The organism is Methylibium sp. (assembly GCF_013817345.1).
Taxonomy (GTDB): domain Bacteria; phylum Pseudomonadota; class Gammaproteobacteria; order Burkholderiales; family Burkholderiaceae_C; genus Methylibium.
In genome coordinates, this window is sequence record NZ_JACDCW010000016.1 from 40,572 (window position 1) to 51,975 (window position 11,404).

10 protein-coding genes are annotated in these 11,404 nt (G+C 68.4%); 3 read left to right on the forward strand and 7 right to left on the reverse strand.

Annotated elements, in window-relative coordinates:
• The first annotated feature begins 31 nt into the window (after positions 1-31).
• On the forward strand, positions 32-430 hold the full coding sequence (locus tag H0W40_RS04895; protein ID WP_292443812.1) for a barstar family protein: 399 nt from the start codon (positions 32-34) through the stop codon (positions 428-430).
• Between the two features lie 231 nt (positions 431-661).
• Here H0W40_RS04895 and rsmA read toward each other — a convergent pair whose 3' ends face one another.
• From rsmA to H0W40_RS04910, 3 genes are all read right to left on the reverse strand, one after another.
• A complete protein-coding gene (rsmA, locus tag H0W40_RS04900) occupies positions 662-1,429 on the reverse strand; it encodes a 16S rRNA (adenine(1518)-N(6)/adenine(1519)-N(6))-dimethyltransferase RsmA (protein ID WP_292443813.1) in 768 nt (255 codons plus the stop codon).
• Between the two features lie 103 nt (positions 1,430-1,532).
• Positions 1,533-2,876, reverse strand: a complete 1,344-nt coding sequence (locus tag H0W40_RS04905) for a peptidylprolyl isomerase (RefSeq protein WP_292443815.1) — start codon at positions 2,874-2,876, stop codon at positions 1,533-1,535.
• Between the two features lie 8 nt (positions 2,877-2,884).
• Positions 2,885-5,284, reverse strand: a complete 2,400-nt coding sequence (locus H0W40_RS04910; protein ID WP_292443816.1) for an LPS-assembly protein LptD — start codon at positions 5,282-5,284, stop codon at positions 2,885-2,887.
• 249 nt (positions 5,285-5,533) lie between these two features.
• Here H0W40_RS04910 and H0W40_RS04915 point away from each other — a divergent pair, with 249 nt between their 5' ends.
• Positions 5,534-6,601 (forward strand): phosphotransferase, encoded by a 1,068-nt coding sequence (locus tag H0W40_RS04915; RefSeq protein ID WP_292443818.1) that lies wholly within the window; start codon positions 5,534-5,536, stop codon positions 6,599-6,601.
• Here H0W40_RS04915 and H0W40_RS04920 read toward each other — a convergent pair.
• On the reverse strand, positions 6,589-7,596 hold the full coding sequence (locus H0W40_RS04920) for a LysR family transcriptional regulator (RefSeq protein ID WP_292443820.1): 1,008 nt from the start codon (positions 7,594-7,596) through the stop codon (positions 6,589-6,591). The two genes, H0W40_RS04915 and H0W40_RS04920, sit on opposite strands and share 13 nt — an antisense overlap.
• A gap of 98 nt (positions 7,597-7,694) precedes the next feature.
• Between H0W40_RS04920 and H0W40_RS04925 the strand changes: the two genes are divergently transcribed.
• Positions 7,695-8,432 carry a 16S rRNA (uracil(1498)-N(3))-methyltransferase gene (locus H0W40_RS04925; protein ID WP_292443821.1) on the forward strand — a complete coding sequence of 246 codons (738 nt, stop codon included), beginning with the start codon at positions 7,695-7,697 and terminating at the stop codon, positions 8,430-8,432.
• Between the two features lie 191 nt (positions 8,433-8,623).
• On the opposite strand, the gene H0W40_RS04930 is transcribed toward H0W40_RS04925, so the two are convergent.
• Genes H0W40_RS04930 through atpG form a run of 3 tightly spaced genes read right to left on the reverse strand, consistent with a single transcriptional unit; the run spans position 8,624 to position 11,383 of the window.
• Complete coding sequence (locus H0W40_RS04930) at positions 8,624-9,040, reverse strand: F0F1 ATP synthase subunit epsilon (RefSeq protein WP_292443823.1); 417 nt, start codon at positions 9,038-9,040, stop codon at positions 8,624-8,626.
• A gap of 9 nt (positions 9,041-9,049) precedes the next feature.
• A complete protein-coding gene (gene atpD, locus H0W40_RS04935) occupies positions 9,050-10,456 on the reverse strand; it encodes a F0F1 ATP synthase subunit beta (protein WP_292443830.1) in 1,407 nt (468 codons plus the stop codon).
• Between the two features lie 42 nt (positions 10,457-10,498).
• On the reverse strand, positions 10,499-11,383 hold the full coding sequence (gene atpG / locus H0W40_RS04940; protein ID WP_292443831.1) for a F0F1 ATP synthase subunit gamma: 885 nt from the start codon (positions 11,381-11,383) through the stop codon (positions 10,499-10,501).
• Positions 11,384-11,404: the final 21 nt, after the last annotated feature.

An 11,404-nucleotide genomic window follows, 5' to 3' on the forward strand; every position in this document is an offset into this window, starting at 1 on the left:
CCATCAACAAGGAACGAGGGGGATCACGACCATGATGCCGTTGCAGACCGTCCGTCCCAACATCGTGCAGGCCATCCGCGCATTCCGCGTGGAAGACCTGCAGACTGCCGCCCAGGATCTGGGCCAGCACTTCCTCTACGCCCACCTCGGTGCGGCGCAGTCGAAGCAGGAAGTGCTGGAAGCGATTGCCGAGGCTTTTCTATTCCCAGCGCACTTCGGCAAGAACCTCGACGCGCTGTTCGACTGCATGACCGACCTGGTCTACAAGGCCGGCGGCCAGCCAGGCTTCGTGCTCGTGCTCGAACAGCTCCCCGACAACGCCAGGTTCGACCGGGAGGCGCGCGAGCAGTTGCTCGATGTCTTCCGCGACGCCGCAGATTTTTGGGGGGAACGAAAAATACCCTTCAGGTGCTTCTATTCTTTTCAGTAGCCCGCTCCCCGGAATTCGGGCAGGGAGAGCGGGGGATGGAAGCCCAGAACGACGCCAAGCCGGTCAAGACGCCGGCCGGCATCATCACGGTTCACTTGCCGCCGATGAGCAGCGCGTTCGACACCGCCGGGTGGCTGGTCGCGGCTTGAGCCGCCGCCGGCAGACGTAAAAACAGGCCCTACGGGGCCTGTTTTCATTTTTGCGCCGCTCCTCGTGACGACGGCCAGTCCTTCAGCCTTGATCTGCCGACTCCAGCGCCAGGTCCACGTACTGCGACACCGGCACCTCTTCGGCCCGGCGCTGAACATCGAAGCGCCCGGCAAAGCCGCGCGCCTCCAGCCAGCGCCCCAGCGTGTGGCGCAGCAGCTTGCGGCGCTGCGAGAAGGCCACCTGCACCAGTTCGCCGAGCAGCGCGGCGTCCACGGGCGGCGGCTGTGCGAACGGCTGCATGCGCACCACAGCGGAATGCACCCGCGGCGGCGGCTCGAAGGCCTCGGGCGGCACCTCGAGCACCGCTTCGATGTCGTAGCGCCACTGCAGCATCACGGAAAGCCGGCCGTAGTCCTTGCCGCCCGGCGTAGCGGCCATGCGCGAGACGACTTCCTTTTGCAGCATGAAGTGCTGGTCTTTGACCTGCCCGGCGACAGGCAGCAGGTGAAACAGGATCGGGGTGGAGATGTTGTAAGGCAGGTTGCCCACCACTCGCAGCTTCGCACCCGCCGCCTGCGCCAGTGCAGCGAAGTCCGCGCTCAGCACGTCGGCCTCGATGACCTGCAGTTCGCCCCGCCGACGCAAGCGCGCCGCCAGATCGCGGTCGAGTTCGATGACGGTGAGGCGCTCGCTGCGCGCCACGAGTGGGTCGGTCATCGCGCCCAGGCCGGGGCCGATCTCGACCAGCGCCTCGCCCGGCTTGGGCGCGATCAGTGCAACGATGCGGTCGATCACCGCGCGATCGGTCAGGAAGTGCTGACCGAAGCGCTTGCGGGCAATGTGCTTCACGGGCTGCGCCGGCGGGGCCGGCATGGGCTGGAAGCTGCCAGCGCGAGCGTCACCACGGCGCCCCGGAGCTCATGCGTCGTCTCCGCCACCGTCGGAGCCCCCGTCACTGCGGCGGCTCGCGCATCTCCACATAGGCGCGCGCTCGCACCTCGCGCGACCATTCGAGGTAGGCAGCCTCGAACTTGCGCTCGCGCAGCAGGTTGCGAGCGATCTCGCGTTGCTGCTTGCGATCGACCGCCTGCGTGCGCCGCTCCAGCACCTGGATCAGGTGCACGCCGAAGCGCGAGACCACCGGATCGGAGATCTGTTCGGGTTGCAGCGACTTCATCGCGTCCTCGAACTCCGGCACGAACTGTCCGGGCGAAGCCCAGCCGAGTTCGCCACCTTGTGCGGCACTGCCGTCCTCCGAGTTCTGCCGGGCGAGCTGCTCGAAGCTCGCCGCGCCCGCTGCAACCTGCTGCTTGAACTCCGCCAGCCGCTCGATGGCCGCACTCTCGCTGAGCTGCGATGACGGACGCAGCAGGATGTGACGAGCCCGCGTCTGCGTGACGCGCAGGCCCCCGTCGCGGCGCTCGAGCAGCTTGAGCACGTGAAAGCCTGCCCCCGAACGCAGCACCTGCGGCGCCGTCTGGCCGGCACGCAGCGGCGCCACGGCAGCGACGAACAGTTCGGGCAGCCGGTCGGCAGGGCGCAGGCCGAGCGCGCCGCCCTGCTCTTTGGGGCCCGTCGACAGCTCGTTCACCAGCTGGGCGAAATCTTCCCCGTCGCGTGCTCGCGCCAGCGCCTGCTCGGCGACCCGGCGGCGCTCCGCAACTTCGGCCTCGCCGGCGCCTTCGGGCACGCCGATCAACAGCTGAGCGACGTTGTACTCGGGCGGCGCCGCCCCACTGGCACGCGAGGCAAGGAGGGTGTCGATTTCGGCCTCGCTGATGCGGATGCGCGAATTGACCTCGCGCTCGCGCACGCGCTCCAGCAGCATCTGATCGCGCAGGGTATTGCGAAAGCGCGTGAAGTCGATGCCCTCGCTGCGCAGCCGCTCGCGCAACTGGGCCAGATCGATGCGGTTTTGCGCCGCGACGTTGGCCACGGTGCGGTCGAGCTCGGCCTCGTCGATGCGCATGCCGCTGTCACGTGCATGCGTGAGCTGGGCACGCTCGTTGATCATGGCCTCTAGCACCTGGCGGCGCAGTTCGTCGTCGACCGGCAGGCGGGCGCCGCTCTGCGCGGCGTCGCGCCGCACCGCGGCCACGCGCTGTTGCACCTCGCCGTTGGTCACCAGTTCCTGATTGACGACAGCGACGATGTAGTCGGCGGAGCGCGCCGCGCTGCGCTCGCCTTGCACGGGCTGCGCAACGGCCGCAGCTGCAACCACGAGGCCGGCGACGAGCAGACCGGCGGCAAGGGCGCCGCGCCGCAGGGCGTGTACGAAAGAAGGAATGGAAGGCATGGCCAGGTTCAGGGAATCGCCAGGGCCGGCGCGACGAAGGGCTCGTCGTCGCGCAGCAGCCGGTAGCCAGAGATATTGTCCCTCAGCGCTCCCAGGGGGTTGGAACCCAGGCGAGAGAGTCCCACCAGCTCGAGCTGGAACATCAAGCGCGTGGTCGCCTCGCTGCGCCCGGTGGACAGCCGCTCGGCCACTACGCGGCCGATCCAGCAGCCGGAGTCGTACTCGAAGCCGATCAGCGAGTCCGTGATGCGCGAATCGCGACGGCTGTAGTTGAGGCGGCCCACGGTATACCAGGCGCCGACACAGCCGGTGGTCTGGACGGCGCGCGGCGGAACACCGCCCAGGACGTCGCGCGCTTGGCTCTCGCGCACCAGGGCGGCCGCCGCCTGCTGGCGCGCCGCGTCGTTGATCGGCCACTGCCAGCCGACTTCGACCTGCTCGCTGGCATTGCGCGTGTAGCGGTAGGTCGCGCCGATGGTGCGAAACGGCCCGGGGGAGTAGCGTGCGCCGACGATCGAGCGCGCGGTCCGGTCGGTTTCCGAGTTGTATTGCACCGTGGCGTCGAGCCACCAGCCGGGCACCAGGTTGGTGGCGCCGAGCAGGAGGAAGTCGGAGAAACGGTTGGTGATCGGCTCGCCGTCTGGCGTGATGCGCTGGGTGCGCAGCAGCATGCGCTGCGCAATGCCCAGGCGCAGCGCTTCGGCCCCGGTCTGGCGGTCGAGAAAGCGCGTGGTCAGGCCGGCGGTGAGCTGGTTCGCATCCGACACGCGGTCGATGCCGGAAAACACGTTGTCCGAGTAGATCGACGTGAAATTGAAGTCGTTGGCTGCGCTGTCGAAATTGGGCAGCTCGGATTGATCGCGATAAGGCGTGTTGACGTAGAACAGCCGCGGCTCGAGCGTTTGCGTGAGGTCGCGGCCGAAGGCGCCGGTCGGGCGCTCGAACACCCAGGCGCTGTCGAGCGACAAGCTGGGAATGGTGCGCGACGCGCTGACCCGCTCTCCCGTTGCGTCGCCCTCGCGCGGCGGCGCGATGTCATAGGCCGCACTGTTGAGCGACACGCGCGGAGTGATGGTCCAGCCCGGCACGCCCAGCGGCCAAAACGGCCGCGCCAGCGTGCCGAGCCCGTGCAGGCGGGCACCGGTCACGAGCGTCGGGTCGTCGTTGGTGAAGCGGTTGGCCTCGGTTTCCCAGCGCCATTCGAAGCCCGCTGCTGCACCGCGCTGGCGCAGGCCGACCTGCGGCTCGCGCTGATAGGGGGCGACGATGAAGGCGTCGGGCTCCCGCTCCTGCAGCACCTGCCAGTGCTGCACCTGCGCGTAGGCGACGGTGTCGCCGTAAGCGCTGTCGATGCGGCGCGTGGCGTAGGCGCTCGAGGGGAGCAGGCGAGGCGTGAGGCTGGGCAGCCGGCTGGAGAAATCCTTCCAGTATTCGTCGTCCGAAGCGCGTTGTACCTGCGCGCCGTAATCGACAGCGCCGACCCGCAGCCCGCTCCAGCGCGCTTCGTGCTCCAGGTTGAGCGACCAGCGTGAACGGTTCGCGACCTGGTCGTCGGGCAGCATGAAGACCTGCGCAGCACCTTGATAGCGCGGCTCGAGATAGCGGAACTCGGTGTCGAGCGCGGCGCCGCGCCGGCTCATCACCGTGGGCATCAGGGTCGCGTCGCGGTTGGGCGCGATGTTCCAGTAGTACGGCACCGAGAGTTCGAGGCCGCTCTTGCTGTCCAGACCGATGCTCGGCGGCAGCCAACCTGACTTGCGCGCGTCGGACAGCGGAAAGCTCAAGGTCGGCGCGGCCAGGATCGGCACGCCGTAAAAGCGCAGCACCGCACCTTCGGCCACGCCGATGTCGGCGGCGGTGTCGAGCATGACGCGGTCGGTGCTGAGAATCCACGCCGGATCGGGCGCGGGGCAGCTCGTGTAGGTGGCGCCGGTGGCGACGCCGCGGTACTCGTCCAGGAAGTCGAAGCGCTCGGCGCTGCCGCCGGCCTGGGTACGCCCGAAGTAGTAACTGGGCGACAGGAAGTAGCCTTCGAAGCGCTGCACGCCGATCTCGACTTCCGGGCCGCTGAAGGTGTTGCCGTTGCGGGTGATCTCGACGTTGCCGGTCGCACGCGCCGTGTCGGTGGGCACCTGGTACTCCACCCGATCGGCCTTCATCAGCAGCGGCCCGCGACGAAACACGACGTCGCCTTCTGCCACCGATTCGCGCTCCGGACGCCCGTATAGGCGGTCGGCCTCGATCACCACCGGTTCGTCGTCTTCGGCGCTACCGCGCGGCAGCAGCCGCAGGCCGCTGCCGGTGCCCGGCCGCAGGCCCGGGCCTTCGATCTCGGGGCTGTCTTGCGCTGTGGCCGTGCCAGCGCACACGGCCAGCGCCGCGATAGCGACGACGGCGCGGTGCAACAAGGGTCGGCCGTGCTGCAAACGACGGGCAGCGCAGGCGGCGACGGACAACAGCGAGGAAGGCAAGGAAGAAGGCTGCTGCAAGGGGCTGCGCAGCAGCCGCTGTGGCGGAACACCGCTGCGCCGGCAGGCGGTGCGATTTGTAGAATCGATTATTCCACGCGCCTCCTCGCTGGCGATCGCAGTCTTGCGTTTCGAACTGCTTGCGCGCGGATCCTTCAGCCTTTTCGACCGCACGCCGCGGTCCCTGCCGTGACTGCATCCTCCCTTCCCTTGCGCTGGACCGATACAGAGCGCGAGAGCGCCTTCAAAGCCTGGCTCGTGGCCTTGCCCGACGAGCTCGGCCTGAATGCCGACAGCCTGCGCGTGGCCAGCGCCGATGCGAGCTTTCGACGCTACCTGCGGCTGGACAGCGAGCAAGGCCCGCGCATCGTGATGGATGCGCCTCCCGCGCACGAAGACTGCGGGCCGTTCGTGAAGATCGCGGCGCTGCTGCGCTCCGGCGGCCTCGACGCCCCCGAAGTACTGCACTGGGACCGCGAGCACGGTTTCATGCTGCTCGGCGACTTGGGCAACACCACCTTCCTGACGGCGCTGGCCGGACGCGACGCGCGAGCGGCCGCCCCGCTCTATCTCGCCGCGATCGACGCCCTGGTGAAACTGCAGTGCATCGGCGCCGCCGAAGCCCGGGCCGCCGGCGTGGCCGACTACGACCGAGCGCTGCTGCGGCGTGAACTCGATCTCTTCCCCGACTGGTACATCGGGAAACACTGTGGCCGCACCTCGAGCGACGCGGAGCGCGGACAGCTGGAGCGTGCGTTCGAGCTGATCCTCGACGCCTGCACGGCGCAGCCGGGTGTGCTGGTGCACCGCGATTACCACTCGCGCAACCTGATGCTGAGCGGCGGTGAAAGCGCGGCCCCCGGAATCCTGGACTTCCAGGACGCGGTATGGGGCCCGATCACATACGACATCGCCTCACTGCTGCGCGACGCCTACATCGAGTGGGACGAGGACGTCCAGCTCGACTGGGCCGTGCGCTACTGGGAGCGCGCGCGCAAGGCCGGCCTGCCGGTCGATGCGGACTTCGGCGCGTTCTGGCGCGACTTCGAATGGATGGCGCTGCAGCGCCACCTCAAGGTGCTGGGCATCTTCGCGCGCTTGTCGCACCGCGACGGCAAGCACGGCTACCTGCGCGACCTGCCGATGGTGTGGCGCTACGCCCACCGCGTGGCCAGCCGCTACGCCGGCCTGCAGCCGCTCGCCCTCTTGCTCGAAGACCTGGCGGGCACCGAGCGCCGGACCGGCTACACGTTCTGAAGCGCCGGCGTGGCCCCGGCGGCGACGGCGGGCGCTTCGGTGAGCTGAGTCTCGCAACCGGCCGCCAGCAGCCACGGGTCGCGATCTTCGCCGCCGAAGGTTTCGATTAGGAAATCGACGAAGGCGCGCGTGCGTACCGGGATGTGCTGGCGCGTCGGCAGCGCCGCATAAAGCATGACGCTGAACACAGTCCACTCCGGCAACAAGCGCACCAGCGCACCTTCGAGCAGCGCCTCTTCAGCCACGAAACTGGGCAGCCCGGCGATGCCGAGGCCGGCCAGCGCCGCGGCGTAGTGGGTATCGACATGATGGGTGTGCAGAGCCGAAGGCCGCGGCACCACGCGGAAGACTTCGCTCGGCTCGCCGCCCGCTCCGGCGCTGCGCCGGAAGGTCAGTTCACGGGGGCGTGACGCACCGGCCGGCAGCAGCGCAACATGGCTGCCAAGGTCGCGCGGATGCTCCGGCACCTCGCGGCGCAGCAGGTATTCGGGCGCCGCGCAAAGGATCCCTTCCGATCGTGCCAGCCGGCGCGCAATGAACTCCCCCTGCAGCGGCGCGTCGACCATGAGGATGGTGACGTCCTGGCTCTCGTCGACCGCCTGCACCGCCCCGGGCACGGTCAGCTCGAGCGACACCTTCGGGAAGCGGGCATGAAAGCGCGGCAGGTGCTTGGCGATCTGGTGCACCGCGAAGGCCGGTGGCACCAGCACTCTGACCAGGCCGCGCGGTTCGCGCCCGGCGCTGCTGGCCAGGGCCTCGGCTTCGTCGACGTGCGTGAGGATCTGCCGGGCTTTCTCGAGATAGGCTTCGCCGATGTCGGTGAGTGCCAGGCGGCGCGTGGTGCGGTTGATCAGGCGCGCGTCGAGGTGGTCTTCGAGTTCGGCAATGTGCCGGGTCACCGCGGCGGGCGACAGGCGCAGCGCGGTGGCCGCGCCGTTGAAGCTGCCGGCCTCGATGACGGCGGCGAACACGCGCATCGCTCGCAATTGGTCCATGGCGCGATGATGCCGTGAACCGACGGCGGCGCGCGCGTGCGCCGCGGCACTCGGGCACACTGCCCGCCTCGCCACTGACGCCCGCTACTGTGCCCGCTTTGCCACGCTTTCACGTCGATCTGCCGCTCGCGCCGGGTCTCGAGGCTGCGCTACCGGCGGCCGCCGCGCGCCACGTGCAGGTGCTGCGGCTGCAGCCGGGCGATGCAGTCCTGCTGTTCGATGGCGGCGGTGCCGACTGGTCGGCCGAGCTCCTGCAGATCGGCCGCAGCGTCGTACAGGTCCGCGTCGGTGCGTCGCAGGCGGTGGATTGCGAACTGCCCATGGCGGTCACGCTGGCGGTCGGCATGCCGGCCAACGAGCGCATGGACTGGCTGATCGAAAAAGCCACCGAGCTCGGCGTGGCCGAGATCCAGCCGCTGGTCTGCGAGCGCTCGGTCCTGCGCTTGAGCGGCGAGCGAGCTGGCCGCAAGCTGACGCACTGGCAGGGCGTGGCGAGTGCCGCCGCCGAGCAATGCGGCCGCGCACGCCTGCCGACGCTGCAGCCGGTGCGCTCGCTAGCCGAATGGCTGGCCGCACCGGCGGCTGCGCCTGCGAGCGCGCGCTTCGTCCTCAGTTTGTCCGAAGGCACGCAACCCATTGCCGAGGCGCTCGGTCCCGCCGTGCGAACGGGCTCGGCGCTGGTGTTTCTGAGCGGACCCGAAGGCGGGCTCAGCCCCCGGGAAGAGGCCGCCGCGCTGGGCGCCGGTCTGCAGCCCGTGACGCTGGGCCGGCGCGTGCTGCGCGCCGAGACGGCGCCACTGGCGGTGCTGGCTGCATTGGCGGCGCTGTGCGCTTGAGGTGTCGCGCCTCTGATCGCAAGGGGCTGTTTCCGCACGCACGACCCCGTGCCACGCAAGGCTGAGCGGTATCGCGCCGCCGACCTGGGTTAGTCAGCGCAACGCCGGCGGGTCGCCGCTCGACGGCAGCCCGGCGGCTTCCAATGAACTAGGCCCGCACGCAGCGGGCCTGTGTCGGTGGATAAGCGCGCTTACTTCTTGCGGAATCTGCGCAGCGCCGCGATCTGCGCCGCCATGGCGGCGAACTCGCTTTGCGCCTTGGCGAAGTCGATGTCGCTCTTCGCGTTTTTCATCGCGTCTTCCGCGAGCTTCTTGGCTTCGCCCGCCTTGGCTTCGTCGAGGTCCTTGCCACGGATGGCGGTGTCGGCCAGCACGGTGACCGAGCCCGGCTGCACCTCGAGGATGCCACCGGCCACGAACACGAACTCTTCCTCGCCCGTGTCGGCACGCTCGATGCGCACCGCACCCGGCCGGATGCGGGTGATCAGCGGCGTGTGGCGCGGCAGGATGCCGAGTTCGCCGTTTTCGCCCGGCAGGGCGACGAACTTCGCCTCGCCGGAGAAGATGGACTCTTCGGCGGAGACGACGTCGACTTTGAGGGTGGCCATGCGCGCCCCTTATTGAATCTTCTTGGCCTTCTCGAAGGCCTCGTCGATGGTGCCGACCATGTAGAAGGCCTGCTCGGGCAGCGAATCGCATTCGCCCGCCACGATCATCTTGAAGCCGCGGATGGTTTCCTTCAGGCTCACGTACTTGCCCGGCGAGCCGGTAAAGACCTCGGCGACGTGGAAGGGCTGCGACAGGAAGCGCTGGATCTTGCGGGCACGCGCCACGGCCAGCTTGTCTTCCGGGCTCAATTCGTCCATGCCCAGGATGGCGATGATGTCGCGCAGTTCCTTGTAGCGCTGCAGCGTGTTCTGCACCGCGCGCGCGGTCTGGTAGTGCTCGTCGCCCACGACGTTCGGATCGAGCTGACGCGAGGTCGAGTCGAGCGGGTCCACCGCGGGGTAGATGCCCAGCGAGGCAATGTCTCGCGACAGCACCACGGTGGAGTCCAGGTGCGCGAAGGTGGTCGCGGGCGAGGGGTCGGTCAGGTCGTCCGCCGGCACGTACACGGCCTGGATCGAGGTGATCGAGCCGACCTTGGTGGAGGTGATGCGCTCCTGCAGGCGGCCCATTTCCTCGGCCAGCGTCGGCTGGTAGCCCACCGCCGACGGCATGCGGCCGAGCAGCGCCGAGACCTCGGTGCCGGCCAGTGTGAAGCGGTAGATGTTGTCGACGAAGAACAGCACGTCGCGGCCTTCGTCGCGGAAGGACTCGGCGATGGTCAGGCCGGTCAACGCCACGCGCAGGCGGTTGCCCGGCGGCTCGTTCATCTGGCCGTAGACCATCGCGACCTTGGACTCGCCCAGGTTCTCCAGGTTGACGACGCCCGACTCGGCCATCTCGTGATAGAAGTCGTTGCCCTCGCGGGTGCGCTCGCCCACGCCGGCGAACACCGACAGGCCCGAGTGAGCCTTCGCGATGTTGTTGATCAGCTCCATCATGTTCACGGTCTTGCCGACGCCGGCACCGCCGAACAGACCCACCTTGCCGCCCTTGGCAAACGGGCAGATCAAGTCGATGACCTTGATACCGGTCTCAAGCAGTTCCTGCGAGGGCGACAGCTCGTCATAGGCCGGCGGCTTGCGGTGGATGGAGGCGGTGAGCTCCTGGCCGACCGGGCCGCGCTCGTCGATCGGCGCGCCCAGCACGTCCATGATGCGACCCAGCGTGGCCTTGCCCACCGGCACCGAGATCGGCTTGCCGGTGTTGCTGATGATCATGCCGCGGCGCAGGCCGTCCGACGAGCCCAGCGCGATGGTGCGCACCACGCCGTCGCCGAGCTGCTGCTGCACTTCGAGCGTGAGGGCCGAGCCTTCCATCTTGAGGGCGTCGTACACCTTGGGCATCGCGTTGCGCGGGAACTCCACGTCCACCACCGCACCGATGCACTGCACGATCTTGCCTTCAGCGGTTTGCATGTTCATCGCCATCTTGATTTCCTTCGAGTCGATTCTTGAGGTTCAGACCGCTGCGGCGCCCGCGACGATCTCGGACAGTTCCTTGGTGATCGCGGCTTGGCGGGTCTTGTTGTAGATCAGCTTGAGCTCGGCGATCACGTTGCCGGCGTTGTCGGTGGCAGACTTCATCGCCACCATGCGGGCCGACTGTTCGGAGGCGATGTTCTCGGCCACCGCCTGGTAGATCAGCGCCTCGGTGTAGCGGACCAGCAGCTCGTCGATCACCGTGGCCGCGTCGGGCTCGTAGATGTAGTCCCAGCTGTGGTTCGCGCTGCCCGGCGCGGGCGCGTCGGCCGTCATGGCCTCGGCCGACAGCGGCAGCAACTGCTGCACCATGGGCTCCTGCTTCATCGTGTTGATGAAGCGCGTGTAGCACAGGTACACGGCCGAGAGCCTGCCTTCGGCATAGGCGTCGAGCAGTACCTTGACCGGGCCGATCAGCTTGTCGAGCGAGGGCTTGTCGCCGAGCTGGGTGGCGTGCGAGACCACCTTCGCGCCGATGCGGTTGAGGAAGCCCAGGCCCTTGTTGCCGATCGCCACCGCTTCGGACTTGACGCCCTGGCCCTCCAGCTCACGGAGCTTGGCGGTCACGGCGCGCAGCACGTTGGTGTTCAAGCCGCCGCACAGGCCCTTGTCGGTCGTCACCACGATGAAGCCGGCGGTCTTGGCGCCCTCGCTCTTCACGAGGAAGGGATGCCTGTACTCCGGGTTCGCCTGCGACAGGTTGGCCGCCATGTTGCGGATCTTGTCGCTGTAGGGCCGGGCCGCGCGCATGCGGTCCTGCGCCTTGCGCATCTTGGCGGCGGCGACCATCTCCATGGCCTTGGTGATCTTCTTGGTGTTCTCGACACTCTTGATCTTGCCGCGTATTTCCTTGCCGACTGCCATGAGCGTGTTCCTTGGCTTGTG

What these genes read in the sequence shown, in the direction of transcription:
- atpD (WP_292443830.1), bottom strand. Translation starts at nt 10,456, where the DNA reads ATGCAAACCGCTGAAGGCAAGATCGTGCAGTGCATCGGTGCGGTGGTG.
- H0W40_RS04895 (WP_292443812.1), top strand. Translation starts at nt 32, where the DNA reads ATGATGCCGTTGCAGACCGTCCGTCCCAACATCGTGCAGGCCATCCGC.
- H0W40_RS04920 (WP_292443820.1), bottom strand. Translation starts at nt 7,596, where the DNA reads ATGGACCAATTGCGAGCGATGCGCGTGTTCGCCGCCGTCATCGAGGCC.
- H0W40_RS04930 (WP_292443823.1), bottom strand. Translation starts at nt 9,040, where the DNA reads ATGGCCACCCTCAAAGTCGACGTCGTCTCCGCCGAAGAGTCCATCTTC.
- H0W40_RS04905 (WP_292443815.1), bottom strand. Translation starts at nt 2,876, where the DNA reads ATGCCTTCCATTCCTTCTTTCGTACACGCCCTGCGGCGCGGCGCCCTT.
- atpG (WP_292443831.1), bottom strand. Translation starts at nt 11,383, where the DNA reads ATGGCAGTCGGCAAGGAAATACGCGGCAAGATCAAGAGTGTCGAGAAC.